Genomic DNA, 19,194 nt, shown 5'->3' with positions numbered 1-19,194 from the left:
AATAAAATGGATTACATTTCGTTATTTTTGTCATGATGAAATTAGTAAATCTTATTTTCGGGGTTGCGGTTTTGGCCGCTCTTGCATGGAGTAATTCAGCTTGTAAAAAGAAGAATTTATTCGGAAACGGCAACCTGGGCTTTTCAACTGATACTCTGGTATTTGACACGGTATTTACGACTATCGGATCTACCACCAAGTACTTTAAGATTTACAACCCTCAAAACAAAGCTTTAAAGATCAGCGAAGTGCAATTAATGGGCGGAAGTAATTCTCCTTTTAAATTGAACCTGGATGGAATAAAAGGTGTTTCTTTCTCTGATCTGGAGCTGAATGCCGGCGACAGCCTCTTCTGTTTTGTGGAAGTGAAGCTCGCTGTAAACGGTCAGACGCTTCCGATGATTGTAGAAGATTCTGTTCGTTTCCGGACCAACGGAGAAGATCAATATGTGAAACTTGCCGTTTGGGGACAGGATATGTATTACCACTACTCCAACACCGGAATGGGTGTTTTCGATCTCAACGAAGGAACCTGGCCGAATGACAAACCACATGTGATTTACGGATCAGCGATTGTAGACTCCGCCAAAACATTGAATATTATCGGAGGAACGCGCATTTATCTGCATAAGAATTCCATGCTTTGGAATTACAAGGGAACCCTCAACATTGACGGTGATTACGCAAACAAGGTAACCCTCCAGGGAGACCGTCTGGAAGCTTCCTACAACGATGTTCCAGGACAATACTACGGTGTTTACTACCACGAAGCCCGTCCTTCGATCATCGACAATGTGATTATTAAAAATGCAACCGCAGGAATCCACATTACTTCCCGTGACCAGTCGTATACACAGAACACGGTCACGATGTCGAACGTGGAAATCAAGAATGCTGCCAGCTACGGACTCTTCCTCTTTAACGGACCAAAAGTTTACGGAGAGAATATCCTGGTTTACAGTTCCGGAGTCCACTCCTTATTGGTGCTTCAGGGCGCGGATTTCACCTTCAATCATTGCGATTTCCTGGGCTACGGAAGCGGTGAAGGCTCCTATCCTGCCGTTGGAATTTCCAATTATTATACCAACGCGCAAGGGACGTTTGTTTCCCAGATTCCGAATGCAAACTTCAACAATTGTGTGATTTATGGAAGCAATGGAGAACATTTGGCTATTGATACGATCCAAACCGGTGGCTTGACATTGAATTTCCATTTCCGCAAGAGTGTAATCCTCAAAACCGACCTGAGCAATGCGATGTTTACGTCCTGCAACAGCAACAGTCCTCAATTCATCAATACCAGCCAGGACAATTTCAAATTTTACAGCAGTTCCAGCCTGAACAACCAGGGAGATCCTGCTTACATTACGCAATCCGGTCTGGACATCACCGGGGCGCCACGAAATCCGGTAACACCCGACATCGGAGCATACGAGAATTAAAGGCTCCACGAAACAAAATCCCTGTTCGTGTGTGTGTTTCTAATGAAGTAGTTTAATTTACCCGAAAGCGGGATTTCCTGTTGCGAACTGAGGCCCCTCATTTCGGAGTTACTATGACATACGAAAGTCATGAGAAGTGAATTCAAACTGGTCGTTTCGAGGGTCTTGATCCTGATCGGGATGATCCTTCATTTCAATTACCATACCGGAGATTTTTTTACGGTATGTACGGATACTCAGGAGAAGAACCTTCATAACTGATTCTAAGAGGTGTGAAGCGATACCAACCAAAAAAGGTTGCCACAAACATGACAACCTTTTCGTATATGATTTGATTTCGGATTATGCTTATGCAGTAGCATTCATGTTATCCAAAACATCCATTACACCTTTCACTGCAACAGCTGATTCTTCCAACAATTTTTTCTCGTCTGCGTTCAAATCCAATTCGATGATTCTTTCGATACCGTTTTTCCCTAAGATGACAGGAACTCCCAGATAAATATCTTTCATTCCGTATTCTCCTTGCAACCAGGCACAAACCGGGAATACACGACGCTGATCGCGGATAATCGCTTCTACCATTTGAGCAGCAGCAGCTCCCGGTGCGTACCAAGCAGAAGTTCCAAGCAACTTCACGATTTCACCTCCACCTACTTTTGTACGCTCGATAATAGCATCCAATTTAGCAGCGTCAATCAATTCCGTTACAGGAATACCTCCTACAGTTGTATAACGAGGAAGCGGAACCATCGTATCTCCGTGTCCACCCATCAATACTGCCTGGATGTCCTTTGGAGAAACGTTCAATTCTTCTGCCAGGAAAGCACGGTAACGCGCTGTATCCAGGATACCAGCCATACCAAATACTTTTTTGGAATCTACTTTCGCAGTCAGGTATGCACAGTATGTCATTACGTCCAACGGGTTGGAAACAATAATGATTACGGCATTCGGAGAATACTTCACGATATTCTCAGTAACAGTTTTAACAATTCCCGCGTTTGTTGCGATCAAATCATCACGCGACATTCCCGGTTTACGAGGAAGACCTGAAGTAATAACGACTACATCAGAGTCAGCAGTTTTTGAATAATCATTCGTAGAACCTACCGTACGTGTATCGTACAAGTTAATCGGTGCAGTTTGCCAGATATCCAAAGCTTTCCCTTCTGCAAAACCTTCTTTGATATCTAATAATACCACTTCGTTGGCAATTTCTCTGTGAGCAAGAACATCAGCGCAAGTTGCACCTACATTTCCCGCTCCAACTACTGTTACTTTCATTGTTTTATGATTAAAATGATAATTAATTCCTTAAAGCGCAACGAATTTACGAATAAAACTTTGCTCCTGCTGTAAATTTTATATAGAAATAACGTTATTTGTAAAAATTGAGAATTGAGAAGTTAAAATTGAAAAAAAGGGCTGCAAAAAACAAGGAAAATGAACCCACTTCAAACCAAATCCTCCCCTTTTGCCTTTTCAATTTTCCATCTCAATTTGTCGATAAGGCAACCCTATTGACAATCTTTCGTTATTGAACTGATACAGTGAAACAGAATTGGGAATTGGATGAAATTATTGAAGGCTGCAAATCTTCGGACAGAAGAGCACAAGAGCAGTTATTCAAGAAGTTTTTCGGGAAAATGCTGGCGGTTTGCCAACGGTACATTCGCGACAAAGATTCAGCTCAGGAAGTTTTACAGGAAGGTTTCATTAAGGTCTTTGAACATATTAAGAATTACGACAAGAAGGGATCTTTTGAAGGTTGGATGAGAAGAATTATTGTGAATTCCGCAATTGATTCGATCCGAAGATCAAAAAAAGATTTCATGCTGACGGACAATGACAATGATTTCAAATACATTCCCGAAGACGATGATTTCGGAGAGGAATGGGAAATCACTTCATTGAAAGCAGAAGTTGCACTGGAAGCCATTAACAAGCTTTCTCCAGCTTACAAAGCAGTTTTCAACCTGTATGTGATGGAAGAATTCACACACAAGGAAATTGCTGAAATCCTGGAAATCAGTGAAGGAACGTCAAAGTCTAATTTAGCCAAAGCCAAAATGAACCTTCAAAATTATTTGAAACAAAAATTCTCAAAAATTGCTCAATGAAACACATTGAACAGCTTATAAAGGAGTCGCTCGAAAATCATGAACTGCCATACAACGAGGCAGCATGGGAATCGATGTCTAAACGTCTGGACGGAACGACTCCTTCTCCATTCTACCGTAAATGGTGGGTCGCAGCGTCTGTCGGGACAGTACTCGTAGGCTCTGCTCTGTTCTTTACGCTGAATTCTCAGTCCGAATCTGTTGCAAATACTCCGAAAGAGACTCTTGCAGTAGCTCAAAACACCGGGAACTCTCAAACGACAAAGCAGAACCACAACGCAGTTGCTCAGCAGCATACTGCCCCTCAAACAAACACCCTTCAAACGGAAGAAAAAAAGACTGCCATCTGCCAGGGATCGTATGAGACCATTATTATTCAGGATCATCAGCGTCCGAATACTGCTCATTCGAATTCCAATCAGAAAGGCGAACCAGCTATCTGGACCTGGAAAGATCAGAACAGCCAAACAAATCAGGGTCAGGGAACAAAACCTGCTCTTTCGGATGGAACCTCAGCAAAACCAACTATTCTACCGGTAATCTTCAGTAAATCGAAGTACTGTGTCGGTGATGAAGTGGAAATTACCAATCCAAATGAAAATCTGACTGTCCAGGTAACTCAAAATGAGAAAAACCTGCTGACCGTAAAACCAGGCTCTAAAAAGACGTTCACCGTTGGAAGTGAAGGTATGATTGAAGTTCAGACAGGAAATCAAAAACAAACTGCAGCAGTTTATGCTACTGCAACAGATTTGTACATCCATGTTGATCCTTCACTGATCTATGAAAATGCAATCCCAGCTGTGAGATTCACCGTTTCAGGAAACGATAATCCGGTTCACTGGACTGTTGAAAAACATGCAGGTGAAGTAGAAAACGGAACATTTGTGGTTCATCCCTACAAGGGAACTGAAATTTCTGTAACCGCTTCGAGCAAAGACCAGAACGGATGTACCATTACCGAAAAGAAAACGATTTCCATTCCGGAAGAATATAAACTAAATGCAGCACAGGCACTGGATATCAATGCAGCAGATCCCCGATTTGCAACATTTATGCCGATAGCATTGACAAAACGAAATACGCCGTTTGAATTGTACATCTACGATGCACGGTCAGGAAGAGTTCTTTTCAAAACATCGGATGCTTCCAATGGATGGAACGGTGTCGATTCCAACACAGGAGAATTGTTGAAAAACGGTTCAACGGTACTTTGGAAAGTTATTTTGGGCAACCCGAATCCGGGAGAACCAAGAGAATACAGCGGAACACTTGTTTTGAAAGCAGAATAAGATTACCAGGCTACTACAGGATATTGGGAAAGGAAACTTTCCCTTTTTTGTTTTACCATTTCCCGGTATTCTGCTGCTTTTCCTGAATCCGGGTACAACAAACGGTGTTCTTCCATTTTACGGATTTTGATCACTTCGTCGATCAGGAAATTCGTATCGAATGAAAAGAGCTCTGTCCGGAGAAAATCCCACACAAACTCTGTGGCCTGTGAATCCGGATGCACGCCGTCCGACTCAAAATAGCGGTAGTCTCTCAAGACATCATTCACCAGTTCAAAAGACGGAAAATAGTGCGTGAAATCCCTTTTTGTCAACGAAATCAACCGGAATAATTCGGATTTGGAACGGGAATTTTCCATCAAACCATCGCGCAGATACCGAACCGGACTCACTGTAAATACCACCTGGATGTGAGGGTTCACTTTTCGCAAAACCATAAGCGCTTCGTCCCAGCTTTCCAGCATGGTTTCTGCAGTGATCAATTCTTTTTCAAAAATCACTTTTGGCTGCTGGTGGCAGTTTGCAACCACCTTTCCCGTTTCAATCAAACGATACCCATGCGCAGATCCGAAAGTCACGAACAACAAGTTGGCCCGGGACAATGCTTCTTTCAACTCCGCCAGTCGTTCTTCCAGCTTTTCCTGCAATCCAGCTTCATCCAGCCCATAAAGCACACTGCTGGCATCATAGCTTACAAAAACATCTTCTTTTTGAACAATTCCGGAAAGTTTCTCGTGTCCAAATGCTAACAAAACCTGTTTTGCCAAAGGAATCGGGTGAAAAATCACTCCGAGCGGGTTATCAAAAACCCGGAATCCTGCTCGTTGAAACCAATGGGACATATTCGTAGAAAAACAAGATCCCAGCTGCACGATCAAATCTCCGTGCTGTATTTTAGGAAATTCTCCAACTTGTCTTAATGTTTCTATCGGTATGTTCATTTCAAGCGTTCTATAGTATGATCGAATACGCGTTTCCAGCCTTTCCATTTTCCGGCTTCCGCCAACGTTTCATTATGCCAGATAAAACAAAATGCTCCTCCGTATCGTTTCACTTCGTCAACCAATTCATTCACCACCACGCACCCCTGATCAATACTCAGTTTTTTGTATTCCAGCAGGGTTCCGTCCATGTAACAGAAAGGAACAATCCGGTAATCCGGGTACGGTTTATTCGTCAGCAAATCAAAAAAACAATGTTCATGTGCAGTTCCTGCACGAAATCCATAATCGTCCGCATACCCCATCGTGAAATCTCGTTTAAACCCATGATCGATCATCCGCAGATACGTTTTAGGAAGGTTCAGCTTCAAAAAATGCTGCCTGGATTCCTTGATTTCATCTTTGGTAATTGTCCGGATCCGGCTGACTTCACCCAGTAGCTTCTCGTCAGAATAATTGCTGGCATATCCCGGATGTAACCCGACATGCCCGAGCAGACTCATTTCACGTATCAACTGCTGATGCCTTGAATCCTGCCAGGAAATATTGGTATCATACTTGGCAAAATCTCCCAAATGCCAGAAAACCCGTGTTTCAGGAAAACGTTGCTGAATCGCTTGAATTTCATCAAAAGAATCAAACGGATCCCGCTGTCCGCCGCCCTGAACCAATTTTCGTTCTTTCAGACGGGTCTTATTGTTTCGCAAAATGTCTTTCGAAGTCGACAACCAGGTTCTCCATCCTTCTTTCCATTTATACGCAAAAGTGTTATCAATATCAAATGAAGGTATAGGAATCAGTTTTCTTCCGGCAATCAACCGCTCCAAATAATTCGGTGCATAAACTTTAAAAAACGCTTCGATCCAGCGTTCCACAATCTGGACATGAAGCCACCCGAATTTACTCTGAATGCTCGCACCAGCAGTGAAACGACCGTGATCATCTAAAAATCCGGGCTGATATTCTTCATAACGTGATAAAACATAAAAAATGGATGCCAACGGATCATCCGTACCGTTTATCTTCAAACATTCATTTTCCTTCCACTGCCCCTTTTCAACACGAATATCCGGACGAAAATGTTCTTCAAACAACAATCCGGAAGGAATCAGGTTCAAAACTCCGTCAAACTCAAACTCCGAATAGGATAGCTTTACTCCTTCAAAGGAAGCAAAGAATGGTTTATCATTCGTTAAGCGGTATTCCAGTCCGTGTTCTCTGAACACAAAATCCAGCGTATAAACCAAACGAACGGAGATTTCATCTACGTATAGAAGCATTGACTAAAGAAGTTCTTGATCCGAAAAGCTAAAGTAGCCATTATCCGTGACAATCAGGTGGTCAAGGACGGGCATTTCGATCAGGTCACCGAATTGAAGTATGCGCTTGGTAATTTTTTCATCTGATTCACTTGGTTTTAAATTCCCACTAGGGTGGTTATGGGCAAGAATAATCCCGCATGCTCCGACATCAATTCCGTATTTGAATACGATTTTCGGATCGACGTAGGTTCCGGAGATCCCTCCGATGGATAACTGCTTTACCTGGATCAGTTCATTGGCACGATTGAGGTACATGACGAAAAATTCTTCGTGGCTCAGATCAGTAAAATACCCGCGCAATTCTTTAAAGGCTTTCTCCGAGCTGTCTATTTTAGGACGTTTCTCCGTTTGGATTTCTTTTCTTCTCCTTCCCAGCTCCAATGCTGCCAGAATCGAAACGGCTTTTGACTTCCCGATTCCTTTGATTTCACACAACTGCGAAAGCCTGAGCTTTCCGAATTCGTATAGATCCCCGTTTGTTAAAAGAAGCACTTCCCTACCCAAATCAACTGCGGATTTCATACCGCTTCCGGTTCCTATCAGGATGGCGATCAACTCGGCGTCAGATAATGAATTCCGGCCTTTAAGCATCATTTTTTCACGGGGTCTGTCGTCTTCTGACCAATGAGGAATAGTTGTTTTCTGCACTTGCATATTCTTTCTTTTCCCAATGAAGTTATGAAAATAGTTCTGGTAAAAAAAGCCCTCCCCACCTCTTTTTTCCATTTTTTTCAACAAAAAAATCCATTTTTATAATCAATCATACCATCCTTTATAAAGAATCCGGGATTTTCGGTTTTTATCTCATCGACTTCTATTAAACAACTAACTTTATCCGCGTATGGATTCCTTAACTCAAATTGTATTGGGAGCCGCAGTTGGTGAAGCGGTTGCCGGAAGAAAAATCGGAAATAAAGCGGCTCTTTGGGGAGCGATTGGCGGAACAATTCCCGATCTGGATGTTTTTTTACGTGCTTTTTACGATCCATTGGATGCCGTCCTGGTACACCGGGGCTTTTCGCATTCGCTTTTATTTGCCTGTCTGGTCGGACCTGCCCTGGGATATTTGTTTCATTTCCTCACCAAGAAGAAATACACATTCAAAATGTGGTTCCTATTATGGTTCCTGAGCATTGTAACACACCCTATGCTGGATATTTTCACCAATTACGGCACACAATTCTTTTGGCCGTTTTCCTGGAGATTGACATTTAACAGTGTATTTGTGATCGATCCGCTCTATACATTGCCGTTTATGGTTCTACTCATTGGTGCACTTTTTATGAAACGCGAGTCCCAGAGAAGACGAAACTGGAACCGGGCAGGAATCATCTATTCATGTATCTACCTACTTTGGGGAGTTGTTGTTAAGTTATGCGTTTACGGGAATTCCGATAGCTATTTTGCCCAGGCAGGTGTTCATCCGAAAAGAACCATGGTCACTCCGATGCCGCTGACTTCCTTTTATTGGGATCTGATCGCTGAAGACGACACCGCCTACTACATCGGCTACAAATCACTTTTTGCCTCCTTTAACCCGAAAGATCTGGAAGTCATTCCAAAAAGACATGAATTGCTGAAGCAAATCGATTGGAATGGAAATCCCAGAATAAACCAGATCAAACACATTACGAATGATTATTATGCAGTATCTCAATCCGGCGATAGTTTGATTGTTTATGACCTGAGATTTGGAACGACAACGCTCTTCACTGCGAAAAAAAGCCAAACGCCCTTGATGGGTTATGGCTTCAAACTCCATTCCGATGCCGTTCCTTTTTCCTACAGAACACGCGATTTCAGCCAGGTCGATTTTCCGTTCTATCTTAAAAAGGTCATGGGAAATTGAGAATTCCACGTGTAATTTGTTTATAACTGCATATCTCAAAGACGCATTACGGGAATTTTCCACTTACTTTTGTAGCAACTATGATAAAAGTCGAAATGAAACATTGGATAACAATTTGTGCCTGTTCTGTACTCCTGCTCCAGGCATGTGGACAAAATAATACGGAAACAAAAACGGAAACCAAGAAAGAAGAACGCAAAGTTCCCCAGTTACCGGAAATTAAACGCACCTATGCGCTTTCCGACTATTTGTCTACAAATGCTGATTTGGACAAAGATGTTGATGCCTTGTTCAAAACACTGGACGATACAGCAATCGTCGCACAGCTGATTATGCCGGCAGTAGGGCGTTTGGGGAATACTCCACAGTCTATTAAAGCACTAATCGGTAAAAGAACCATCGGTGGCGTGTTGATGCTGAACGGGACAAAAACAGAATTCACTTCCTGGATCACTGAATTCAACGAACTGAATGCTCAAAACGGAAACCCTGGATTTCTATACAGTGCAGATGCAGAACCGACCTTATTTAACAGAAAAATTTCCGGTACTCCGGTTGTAAAAAAAGCAAGCGAAATCACTTCTCTTGCTGAAGTAAATCAATGCGCAGACACCATTGCTGCAAACCTGAAAGCAATCGGAATCAATTACAATTTTGCACCGGTTGTTGACCTTGCAAAAAACGGAACGGTTGGTTACAGAGGTTTTGCGAAAGTGGAAGCAAATAACATCCCTTGGTCAAATGCATTCATCGCGCGCATGCAGCAACAGGGAATCATTGCTACGGCAAAACACTTCCCTGGACACGGATTGGTTTCCGGAGACACGCACAAATCACTTCAGGCCATTGACGGAGAGTTAAAAGAAGTTTCCACGTATCCGGAATTGATTCAAAAAGGAGTACTGAGTATAATGATCGGACACCTTGCTGTTGTAAACAATCCGAAGTACAACACAAACGGACTTCCTGCAACGTGTTCAAAAGTAATCGTTACCGATTTACTTCGCAAAGAACTCGGATTCAAAGGACTGGTTGTAACGGATGCAATGAATATGGGCGGAGTTACTGCAGTGAAAGGAAACAGCGTGCAAGCAATTGAGGCTGGAGTTGATATTTTATTGATGCCGTTGGACTGTATGAAATCTCACGCTGAAATCCTGGCAAAATACCGCACAGACGCAGCATTCAAAGCAATTGTCGATGCCGCAGCAAAGCGTGTACTCAGAATGAAATTATGTGCAGGAGCAATTAGATAATCCCACATGTATGGAAATACATCAAAAGTCTCATCTTAGCAATAGGATGAGACTTTTTCTTTTATGCTTCTTGCTGTTAACCAGCGTAACCGGTTTTTCTCAAAAGAAGAAATCCGGTGCTTTTCAATACAACTACCGCATTGATCCCGAATTCATGCACTCCAAATTCAAGCCGGAGTTCCTGGATTCACTGGATCGGGAGGAAATTTCTTTTTTCGACCCGGAATCCCCCTATTTTACAATCCATTCCAAAGTAGAATTGACAGACAATCAATTACGTGAAATCCTTTGGTGTATGCTCCTGGGAAAAGAAGAATACGGCATTTTTGGTTCAGATGATTGTTATGATAAGAAACTGATCCGATTGATAATCCCGATATAACGAAGCAATTCATGCCGTTCGAATAGTCGGGCTACAAAAATTTGGGTTACTTTTAGCTGTACCACAAAACAGGAACCGCTATGAAAACGATCCTTACGCTCATTACTCTGATCACAATGCACTGGACTCAGGCACAAATGATCCATCAGTCCTACAGCAAAGAAAACGGATATACCTACTGGTTTTCCCTGGATCAATACCGGGAACCGCTGAATTATGTCATCGAAGTTTCACAATTGGGCGGAAACATCACCAAGCTAAAAGGAAGTTACAAGGGTCATAAAGGAAGCGGAGACATTACGATTAGCGACTTGAACGGAAATATTCTCCTGGGCGAAAAACTGGGAAAAGAACTCAGCTTTGAATTCTCTACCGATCAAACAGATGTCATTATTGAAGTGTTGGTAAACGGCTATACCGTCTATCAGAAACAAACCAAAATCGACAAGCTCACCGTTTTGGTTCTAAAACTCCAACCAGAGCCTCAAGACGAGGTTTACCAGATCAATTCAAGTGTTGAACTCAATGAAACGCAGCTAAACGAGATCATGAAATGCACCGACTCACATCAAAGTGAGCCGCATTTCTGCGATCAAAAAGGAGTTTATGAAGTAATACTTCAAATCTGAAACACGCTCTCGCCTGCTATTTACTGAGCCAATTTGATGAATTTTCCATTCCAGTTTCCTTGTGACGTTTCAGCAAGCACAGTATAAATTCCGGGAGCAAGAAAATCTATTTTGATAGTCTTGGTAGTGCTCTCTCCTACAAGCTGCCCGGTTTCATTAACGATTTTCACGGAGTGGATTTGAACCGATTCATCAGATAGCAAATAAATCTGGCTGCTAGCCGGGTTCGGAAGAATGGAAATCGCGATCAACTGCTGGTCATTCAGTCCCAAATCCGTTAATGCATAACATGCCGACGTATCCGTGCAACCTCCTATAGTTGTAATCACCGCATAATTTCCATTAGATGACGGTGCAAAAACAACATTCGTTTCCCCGCTGATTGCATTTCCGTTACTACAATTGATCCATTGATAACTTTCAGCTGCAGAAGCTTGCAGTTCCGCTCCCGACTGCGTGACCGTTGGAACATTCTGAACAACATCTATCTCAATCGAAGGCCCGGCAGTTGTTCCGCATTCATTACTCATTTCACAAATCCAGGTTCCTTCGTCACCCACAGCCAGACTTGCAAAATCAAGTACTCCGCTCGTTCTGGAATTATCCACCACTCCATTTTGCTTCCAGGTGTAGGAAACCGCATTATCCGACTCCAGTTCAAACGTAAAACTTTCCCCCTGGCAGGCAACAAGTGCCGTATCATTCACCGCAGTGTAAGCAGGTTTTCTGCAAACAGCTGTTAAAGAAGGCGTCAGTGGCGAATACCATCCCATACCGATTGGAAAACGGCCTTTCGGAACCGTTTGATTCGTTGCAGTATTGTACTCGAAAACACCGTTTGAGGTAACACCATACAGCTTCTCATTATGTCCGTTAATCATACTGAAAGGAAAGGTTCCTACATTCAGGTACAATCCGTTACCATAAGTAAAATCCAACTTCTTGGTAAACACTTCTGTCACGGGGTCAAATTCAAACAAAATACCACATCCCGATGGAAACCCGGATTCGGGTGTTCCGCCATCAGCCGTTCCATAAAACTTCCCGTTGGCAGCTTTTACCATCGGAGAAGGCTGAAACCCTGAAACTCCCCCCGCAAAGTTGTATTTATTGGAATACGTGCTGGTAGCAGGATCAAACGAGTAAATCACACCTTTGTTATTCGCTCCTCCCTGTCTTGCCACACTATACAGTTTATCCGTATAACTTACAAACAGGTTGTTAAACTGATAACCGTTACTGATACTGCAAGGAGACAAATAGCGAATCGAGAAAGCATTGGTTACAGGGTCAATCCGGACAATGGATCCCAAATTAGGGTTGGGAATCGGGCATTGAGAATTGGTATAAGTGGTCCCGTAAAGAAATCCATCCGGGGCTTGGTAAAGCATGCCTTCCAGGCGATTGCCCATAGTAGAACTAAAAGTTCCTCCCTGGAAAGTCGGTAAATTCATGACAGCTGTTGTCGTGTGAGTAGATGCATCGTATTTGAAAATCACACCACCCTGGTACGCACCTCTCAATTGTCCATAAATCACACCCGGTGAAACTTCCGTCAAAGTCCGGTAACCGTCTCCAGCAGGATAAACCCCGGTAATCTCTGTATTTCCCGGACCAAAATGCTGTAAAACTGTAAACGTGGAGGTAGTCAGATCGTAAACGTAGAAAACACCACCGTTGAACAATCCCTGGTTGTTTTGTCCTCCGGCAGAAGTCAATCCGTACAATTTGTTATTGCTTGCAGCCAGTATTGCTCCGGGATTTTTACCGTTAACAGAATCGAAATGATGAACAATCTGAAGATTATCGCCTATGGAATCCGTTTTGAAAATATAGCCCTGACCGAATTGACCTCCGTTGCTTACCGTGCCCCAAAACTCTCTCTGAGCATGCGATACAAAAGCAACAAAAAACAGTGAATAGAATAGAAGTTTTTTTTTCATCCGAATGTTCAAAAAATAGCGTTAAGCTCACAGTTAAACCCAAGGTCAAACGCAGGACTCAACATAGAGACTAAAATACACATAAAAAGGTTGCCTTTTTCAAGACAACCTTCTAAAATTTAAGTCATTCCACTGTTTTAGTGTGAAATCTGCAATTTATGCATACTGTATTCACCATCCAGTTTCAGAAGCAGGAAGTACTGCCCTGATGGAACATCTTTCTCGGAAATGCGGTTCATACCCTCTTTCAACTTGTGCGTTGCAATTTCTCTTCCGCTTTCATCTACCAGCGTAACAGTTGCTTCGTTTTTGAACTCCGGAACTTTCACTACAAAGTTTCCATCATTCGGATTCGGATAAATTTCGAACGCTGAAGAAGGAGCTGCAGACTCTTCGTTATCAGAAGATCCTGTAGTCAGATTATGTGTCCCTGGAGGATTAGCGCACAATACGGTTGTACAACCTCCGCTGGTGACATATACACAAACCGAAGTAGGAGCTGGCCCTGACCCTGTCAGATACAAAACCGGTCCTGTTCCTACCGGCCCGCTTCCGTTCACATACCACGCATAAGTTGATCCCGCTGGAGCACTGCTGGTAATGTACACATCCGGTCCGCCTGCACCTGGATTGTAAAAAGTAGTCAGAATGGTTCCATTACCATTATACGTAATCGGGAAACTAGCCGTTGCGCTGCTTCCACAAGGTGCACCGGTAACATGTGTAATATTCAGGGTATAGGTACCTGCAGGTGCAGTTCCTGAAGTGGTGATCAGAATAGCTCCTGATCCCGTAACCGTATAAGATGTAATCAAACCGGAAGGCACACTTGTAACAGTGTAAGTTCCATAGAAAGGAGACGGAGCGTTTGCAACCGTAACGGTGGTTGTTCCAGAAACCCCGAAGTTCCAGCAAGTTGCACTGATCCCACTTGGTGTAGCCGGGATGTAATTAACCGGGAACGGAGTAGATGTTGCATTACACCCATTTGTACCAATTGAAACCACAGAGAGATTCTGAGGCGGAGGCAATGTTCCTCCCGGAATAAATGTCGCTGTATTGGTAGCACAACCCAGGACGCAAATCCAGCCGGAAGGATAATTCCAGGAATAAGATAATCCGGATGAACCGGAAGCAGTATAAGTTACCGGAGTTCCCGCAGCAAGATCCACACAATTAGGACCGCTGATTACCGGAGCTGCCGGTTGCACATTGACAGTATATGAAAGTACTCCCGAAGGACATGAGCATGAACTCGCAGTGATTACATACGCACCGGCTGCCGTCCCCGGAGGAACTGTTAAATTGATGCTGGATTCCGATCCAGTTACAGGAGCATAAGTCCAACCTGCAGGAAGTCCCCAGCAAGTCTGGTTTTGCGCTCCTCCCGAAATAGCGAAATTGGTTGTGGATCCAGCAGGAACACAGCTAGAAGTTGCGTTGATCGTTAAAATGTTATCAAACTCACGGTTCACTGTGTAGGTTAAGATCGTCGGATCACAACTTCCGTTTGTAATTGTCAGCGTCAGGATTCCCGGATCAAATCCGATAGAACTCACCGTTATATCTTCATTCTGTGCACCACTCGGAGTCAGTAACCAGGAACTATTGGATGAAGTCCAGGAATAGGTATAGCCTACCGTAGGGTTAATTCCCACAAAAAATGAAGATGATGAAGTTGGTACACATGCTGGCGGTGCGTTTGTGAATGACGGAGGGCCTGGAACCTGACCAATCGTTTTTGTTACACAAGTGGTCGCTGAAGGGGGATTCGTACTGGCATCCCATGGATTTGCACGCCCGAAACAGCATTGAATGGTATAAGTGCCTGATACCGAAGACGGAGTTGTAAAGGTAATAGAACTGCGATCCGCAGAGGTATAGAATGTTCCTACAGCCGGGAAAATATCCCAGAAGTACTCATCTCCCCCGATTCCGTCGCCGTAATTATCACTTGCAATCTGATCCACAGAATACGTATAGGTCGTACCAGCCTCCCAGCAGTCAGGGCCGATAATTTCAGGAACATATCCTTCCTGGGTTCCGGTAGAAGGCCAACCGTTGTTGACATATTCCTTGAAGATATCAAACGAAATTCCACCGCCACAAGTAGCACTCGGGTTCGTATACGAAATCATCACACGACCTTTGCTTCGTGCCAGGTAATCCGCTGAAGGCGGAGTCAATTCTGATACCCTTACAAACTTATTGTAAGAAGTAATGTACAAGTTCGGAACTCCTCCTGCCGACTGAACAGCCGGTGATGGTTGTGAAATAGGCCCTACGGAAAGATCCCCATAGAGTGTCCATCCCAGGATGGTATTTCCCATCGGGTTCACGATGAAGTTTCCTGCAGCACTTGCCAAATCGGGCATTACTACAATACCGCCGCTTCCGACATCTCCACCGAAACCAAGAGATCCTCCGACACCCGGAACGACTACATTACAGGAAGGTGGCACGGTAACGACGGGTTGTGCCCAGGCGTTTTTTGAAAAAGCGCATAATGCCAGTGTCATCAGTCCGACAGCAGCAAATCGCATGTTTTTGATTGTTTTCATAATGAGTTCATTTTGTGAATAATGAGCTGTTAATACAGTAAACACTCGTGTGTTTATAGAAGGTCAGATAACCGGATCTTTTCTCCGGTTATGTTCAGGTATCAGTTTCCTGATCGTTTATTCGCTTGTGACAGCTTTCAATCGAGCGTACATGGTGTGTTTCTTCTCTTTGTGACTATAAAATATGTAATTATCCGTCCATGGTGAATACATGTATTTAGCCTCATTTACTATTTCGCAGAGGTCGTTCGCGGCGCATCAAAAACGGGTTTTCAAGACATTAATTCCACGAGAACATTTCGATGCCCAACAAATCTGGGGATAAATTAAAGGTGGTAAAAGAGTGAAAACACCCTTTTTCACCCATCGGTGAAAGTTCCCAAAAACTCCGTGATTTAACGGATCATTCCAATTTAAATACCGGGTGAGAGATTACCGGTTCAACTCTTTCGACACACATTATTTAGCTTCTTTCTATTGAAAACGAGTCGTTAAATACTTATCCGTAAAAACACCCAAAAGCACTCTAAGACAAAAGTTTATCCGGACACTTTAAGCGAATTTATCTCGCTCAAAACACGGGGTAAGTTGTTATTTTGTGTATATTTAGATTCGAACTTTAAACATAATCACTATGACTTTTTCAGCAATTGAAAATCGAGGTATTCGTATACCCCGATCGAAAAACAAGCCGCCTGTCGTCCATCCGTCTCCTTCCGGATAAAACTTCAGTTTCAAACTACTTCTTCTCCTGATTTACAAGTGTATCTCCTTTCATTACGACATCATTGACACACCATGAACCCTATTCCGGCACAGATGAAACATGAGCTACCCCCTGTTCAGCAGGTATTCATTTCATTCACATGTCATTGGGAAACAAGCTGGCTTTTCCTGCCCCAATGGGCTGGTTCTATCATACATAGTTTGGTGTGCGATTCTAAACTTTACATTAGATGAAAACAACCACAAACATTGCACTGATAGATGATCACTCACTTTTCCGGCAGGGAATGATTTCACTCTTGAAGGACTATCCGGACCTCCATGTTCTCATAGAAGCCACCAATGATCAGAAATCGTTTGATCATCCCGCCTGGGAAAAGGTGCATATCCTACTGATTGAAATCGGAATGGCACAGGAAAACGGGATTGAAACCATGATCAAAATCAAGCAGAAATATCCGGAAATCCGGGTTGTTGTACTCGCTTCCAATTACGATACGGAACTCATTTTCCATTTAACGGAACTCGGAGCCAATTCATTCATCCTAAAAGGAAAGAATATCGAAAACCTGGTAGAAGTAATCCGAAACCTACACCGGTTTGGTTACTACCATTCTGAAGAGGTCTCAAAAGCACTGATTGAAGGACTTCAGAAACGGAACCAGCAGACGCACTCCCTGAAATCAAATGCACTCTCTCACCGCGAAATTGAAGTAATGAAACTGCTGTGCGAGCAGTACACCAACCGCGAAATTGCAGAAATTCTGAAACTGAGTCCGAGGACAATCGATACGTACCGGGAAAATCTCTTTGTGAAGACCGGAGCCAAAAATATCGTCGGGATAGTACGCTACGCGATCAACAATCACCTGATCGACTGAATTTCCGGATCAGAGACTTCTCAACCAGTAATCGAACTTGTTTTTCGCAGTTCCGTTTACTTCAAACTTGAACGAAGGGCGTTCGTACATGGTCATCACAAAGTTCAATTCCATAACCTGCTCTTCACGTGCAATGAGTAATTTACACGTTTCTCCTTCTCCTAAAGCACTCATATAGCTTTCCAACGCGCTGTTATCAACACGGATATTATCAACGGAAATAACCTCGTCTCCGACACTCAAACCAGCTGTTTCAGCAGCACTTCCTGCCCGAACGGATTTCACCATGCAGTTTCCGCCTTCCTGTGACAACGATGCTCCGAATGAAGTCACCGCTTTCCCGGTATAACTTACTCCCAATCCGATCTTGCTGAATACTTCGTTATAGTTCGGAATTTCAGTTCCGTTTACATATTTGTCGAAGAAATAATCCATATCCTGTCCGAGGAATTTCTCTAAAGCATCCTGGAATTCCTGCTCTGTGAACCCGCGGTTCTTTTTCGTATAAAACTCATCAAACAAGTACTGCATGAAATGATCCAGGCACTTGGTTCCGTCAAACTTGTCGATAATAATTGCATCCAGGTAAGCTCCCAAAACCGCTCCTCTCGAGTAATACGTCATGGTCGTATTCGCACTGTTTTCATTCGGTCGGTAGCCTTTGATCCATGCATCGTAGCTGGAATGTGCAACCGGCTGCACACGTGAACCAACGGATCCTTCCACATAATTCAATGTTCCCTGCAATTTTCTGAGGTATTCATCTTTGGTATAGTAACCGGCTCTCACCAGTAGTAATTCGTCATAATATGAAGTAAAACCTTCCATCACCCACAACAGGGATGTGTAGCATTCTTCATCGTAGTTGAAAGGCCCCAGCTGGATCGGACGAATGCGCTTCACATTCCACAGGTGAAAATATTCGTGTGCCACCAGCGAAAGAAAGTCCTTGTATGCATTCCCATACGTCCAGCGGTTTACACTCAACACGCAGGAATTGGCATGCTCCAGTCCTCCCTGCCCGTTCACCACATTGTGAACGATAAATGTATAATTCGTATTCGGGTTCTTGCCGCCGAAGACATTGTTTTCAGCTTTTACAATGTGCGCCATATCGGATTTCAGTTCATCCACATCGTAGTTCCCGGAACCGTACATGGCAACGGTGTGCTTTGTTCCATCGACTGTGAAATCAAACACTTCCTGGTTCCCTACCTCGAACGGAGAATCGACCAATACATCAAAATTGGGGAATTGAAATGTTTCCGAGCGCTCCTCTCCGGATTGAGAAGACGTTTTTTCCAGCGGAGTTGTAATCGTCTTGAAATCTTTGTAAGGATAAACAGTCACTGTCCCCGGCTTATCTTTGTGTCCGTCCAGGTAACAGAAAACTCCCGAGTTGGAAACAAATCCGTGCGTCAGGTCCAGGAAACTCGTACGAACAGACAATTCAAAGGCATATACTTCGTATTGAATGCTCACTTTTTTAGCTTTTCCTGCACTGATTTTCCAGGCATTTTTCGACGTCTTCCCAACTTTCAATTCGGCTCCTTTCTCGTCATAAGCACGAACCAGATTCACATTTTTCGAAAATTCCCTCACGAGGTAAGATCCGGGAGCCCAAACAGGCATTTTTACCGTCAGATCTCCGGGTTTGAATTCCGAAATCTGCATCTCCATTTCGAAATAATGGTTTTGCGGCTTCGTCATCCGAAGGTTGTAATGAATTTTTTGTGCCTGAACCAATCCTGCCAGACTTAATGACAATGCAATTAGAGCTGATTTCATTCCCCGATTTTAATTTATTCAAATATAATTGTTTCCCCAGAAATTCATCATTTTCTAAC

The 19,194-nt window shown here is 43.3% G+C and carries 15 protein-coding genes; 8 read left to right on the top strand and 7 right to left on the bottom strand.

All coding sequences use genetic code 11. From position 1 onward, the window contains the following. The first annotated feature begins 35 nt into the window (after nucleotides 1–35). Complete coding sequence (locus ABDV94_RS01940) at nucleotides 36–1,442, top strand: hypothetical protein (protein ID WP_343604300.1); 1,407 nt, start codon at nucleotides 36–38, stop codon at nucleotides 1,440–1,442. A gap of 348 nt (nucleotides 1,443–1,790) precedes the next feature. Here ABDV94_RS01940 and mdh read toward each other — a convergent pair whose 3' ends face one another. Further along, a complete protein-coding gene (gene mdh, locus ABDV94_RS01935) occupies nucleotides 1,791–2,729 on the bottom strand; it encodes a malate dehydrogenase (RefSeq protein WP_343604299.1) in 939 nt (312 codons plus the stop codon). 266 nt (nucleotides 2,730–2,995) lie between these two features. Between mdh and ABDV94_RS01930 the strand changes: the two genes are divergently transcribed. Beyond that, nucleotides 2,996–3,565, top strand: a complete 570-nt coding sequence (locus ABDV94_RS01930; RefSeq protein WP_343604297.1) for an RNA polymerase sigma factor — start codon at nucleotides 2,996–2,998, stop codon at nucleotides 3,563–3,565. Continuing rightward, nucleotides 3,562–4,857: a hypothetical protein gene (locus ABDV94_RS01925; RefSeq protein ID WP_343604295.1), complete on the top strand. Its 1,296-nt coding sequence runs from the start codon at nucleotides 3,562–3,564 to the stop codon at nucleotides 4,855–4,857. Before ABDV94_RS01930 ends, ABDV94_RS01925 begins: the two co-directional genes overlap by 4 nt. 2 nt (nucleotides 4,858–4,859) lie before the next feature. On the opposite strand, the gene ABDV94_RS01920 is transcribed toward ABDV94_RS01925, so the two are convergent. The 3 genes from ABDV94_RS01920 to radC are packed head-to-tail and all read right to left on the bottom strand — an operon-like array spanning nucleotide 4,860 to nucleotide 7,774. After that, on the bottom strand, nucleotides 4,860–5,798 hold the full coding sequence (locus ABDV94_RS01920; protein ID WP_343604294.1) for a GSCFA domain-containing protein: 939 nt from the start codon (nucleotides 5,796–5,798) through the stop codon (nucleotides 4,860–4,862). Next, a complete protein-coding gene (locus ABDV94_RS01915; RefSeq protein WP_343604293.1) occupies nucleotides 5,795–7,078 on the bottom strand; it encodes a polysaccharide deacetylase family protein in 1,284 nt (427 codons plus the stop codon). The genes ABDV94_RS01920 and ABDV94_RS01915 overlap by 4 nt, the downstream gene beginning before the upstream one ends. A gap of 3 nt (nucleotides 7,079–7,081) precedes the next feature. Next, nucleotides 7,082–7,774 (bottom strand): DNA repair protein RadC, encoded by a 693-nt coding sequence (gene radC, locus ABDV94_RS01910; RefSeq protein WP_343604291.1) that lies wholly within the window; start codon nucleotides 7,772–7,774, stop codon nucleotides 7,082–7,084. 187 nt (nucleotides 7,775–7,961) lie between these two features. On the opposite strand from radC, the gene ABDV94_RS01905 reads away from it, so the two are divergent. The 4 genes from ABDV94_RS01905 to ABDV94_RS01890 all read left to right on the top strand — a co-directional run bounded on the left by ABDV94_RS01905 (nucleotide 7,962) and on the right by ABDV94_RS01890 (nucleotide 11,236). Continuing rightward, the gene (locus ABDV94_RS01905; RefSeq protein WP_343604289.1) at nucleotides 7,962–8,969 is read left to right on the top strand and encodes a metal-dependent hydrolase; all 1,008 of its coding nucleotides are present in this window, start codon (nucleotides 7,962–7,964) and stop codon (nucleotides 8,967–8,969) included. Nucleotides 8,970–9,064: 95 nt separating this feature from the next. Next, entirely contained in the window at nucleotides 9,065–10,225 is a 1,161-nt protein-coding gene (locus ABDV94_RS01900; protein WP_343604288.1) for a glycoside hydrolase family 3 N-terminal domain-containing protein, read from the top strand. A gap of 46 nt (nucleotides 10,226–10,271) precedes the next feature. Next, nucleotides 10,272–10,607: a hypothetical protein gene (locus ABDV94_RS01895; RefSeq protein WP_343604287.1), complete on the top strand. Its 336-nt coding sequence runs from the start codon at nucleotides 10,272–10,274 to the stop codon at nucleotides 10,605–10,607. 80 nt (nucleotides 10,608–10,687) lie between these two features. After that, a complete protein-coding gene (locus tag ABDV94_RS01890; RefSeq protein ID WP_343604286.1) occupies nucleotides 10,688–11,236 on the top strand; it encodes a hypothetical protein in 549 nt (182 codons plus the stop codon). A gap of 20 nt (nucleotides 11,237–11,256) precedes the next feature. On the opposite strand, the gene ABDV94_RS01885 is transcribed toward ABDV94_RS01890, so the two are convergent. Both ABDV94_RS01885 and ABDV94_RS01880 read right to left on the bottom strand, forming a co-directional pair. Next, nucleotides 11,257–13,179: a T9SS type A sorting domain-containing protein gene (locus tag ABDV94_RS01885; protein ID WP_343604285.1), complete on the bottom strand. Its 1,923-nt coding sequence runs from the start codon at nucleotides 13,177–13,179 to the stop codon at nucleotides 11,257–11,259. 137 nt (nucleotides 13,180–13,316) lie between these two features. Beyond that, entirely contained in the window at nucleotides 13,317–15,740 is a 2,424-nt protein-coding gene (locus ABDV94_RS01880) for a T9SS type A sorting domain-containing protein (protein WP_343604283.1), read from the bottom strand. A 956-nt stretch (nucleotides 15,741–16,696) separates the two neighbouring features. Here ABDV94_RS01880 and ABDV94_RS01875 point away from each other — a divergent pair. Continuing rightward, a complete protein-coding gene (locus ABDV94_RS01875; RefSeq protein WP_343604282.1) occupies nucleotides 16,697–17,347 on the top strand; it encodes a response regulator transcription factor in 651 nt (216 codons plus the stop codon). Between the two features lie 9 nt (nucleotides 17,348–17,356). Here ABDV94_RS01875 and ABDV94_RS01870 read toward each other — a convergent pair whose 3' ends face one another. Continuing rightward, nucleotides 17,357–19,135, bottom strand: a complete 1,779-nt coding sequence (locus ABDV94_RS01870; RefSeq protein WP_343604281.1) for a PDZ domain-containing protein — start codon at nucleotides 19,133–19,135, stop codon at nucleotides 17,357–17,359. Between the last annotated feature and the right edge of the window lie 59 nt (nucleotides 19,136–19,194).

Source organism: Fluviicola sp. (genome assembly GCF_039596355.1).
Classification (GTDB): domain Bacteria; phylum Bacteroidota; class Bacteroidia; order Flavobacteriales_D; family Crocinitomicaceae; genus Fluviicola.
The sequence above is the reverse complement of the archived record's forward strand: the minus strand, read 5'-3'. Positions and strand labels throughout refer to the sequence as shown.

What these genes read in the sequence shown, in the direction of transcription:
- ABDV94_RS01900 (WP_343604288.1), top strand. Translation starts at nt 9,065, where the DNA reads ATGAAACATTGGATAACAATTTGTGCCTGTTCTGTACTCCTGCTCCAG.
- ABDV94_RS01870 (WP_343604281.1), bottom strand. Translation starts at nt 19,135, where the DNA reads ATGAAATCAGCTCTAATTGCATTGTCATTAAGTCTGGCAGGATTGGTT.
- ABDV94_RS01915 (WP_343604293.1), bottom strand. Translation starts at nt 7,078, where the DNA reads ATGCTTCTATACGTAGATGAAATCTCCGTTCGTTTGGTTTATACGCTG.
- ABDV94_RS01875 (WP_343604282.1), top strand. Translation starts at nt 16,697, where the DNA reads ATGAAAACAACCACAAACATTGCACTGATAGATGATCACTCACTTTTC.
- ABDV94_RS01880 (WP_343604283.1), bottom strand. Translation starts at nt 15,740, where the DNA reads ATGAAAACAATCAAAAACATGCGATTTGCTGCTGTCGGACTGATGACA.
- ABDV94_RS01905 (WP_343604289.1), top strand. Translation starts at nt 7,962, where the DNA reads ATGGATTCCTTAACTCAAATTGTATTGGGAGCCGCAGTTGGTGAAGCG.
- ABDV94_RS01895 (WP_343604287.1), top strand. Translation starts at nt 10,272, where the DNA reads ATGAGACTTTTTCTTTTATGCTTCTTGCTGTTAACCAGCGTAACCGGT.
- ABDV94_RS01885 (WP_343604285.1), bottom strand. Translation starts at nt 13,179, where the DNA reads ATGAAAAAAAAACTTCTATTCTATTCACTGTTTTTTGTTGCTTTTGTA.
- ABDV94_RS01920 (WP_343604294.1), bottom strand. Translation starts at nt 5,798, where the DNA reads ATGAACATACCGATAGAAACATTAAGACAAGTTGGAGAATTTCCTAAA.
- mdh (WP_343604299.1), bottom strand. Translation starts at nt 2,729, where the DNA reads ATGAAAGTAACAGTAGTTGGAGCGGGAAATGTAGGTGCAACTTGCGCT.
- ABDV94_RS01925 (WP_343604295.1), top strand. Translation starts at nt 3,562, where the DNA reads ATGAAACACATTGAACAGCTTATAAAGGAGTCGCTCGAAAATCATGAA.
- ABDV94_RS01890 (WP_343604286.1), top strand. Translation starts at nt 10,688, where the DNA reads ATGAAAACGATCCTTACGCTCATTACTCTGATCACAATGCACTGGACT.
- ABDV94_RS01940 (WP_343604300.1), top strand. Translation starts at nt 36, where the DNA reads ATGAAATTAGTAAATCTTATTTTCGGGGTTGCGGTTTTGGCCGCTCTT.
- radC (WP_343604291.1), bottom strand. Translation starts at nt 7,774, where the DNA reads ATGCAAGTGCAGAAAACAACTATTCCTCATTGGTCAGAAGACGACAGA.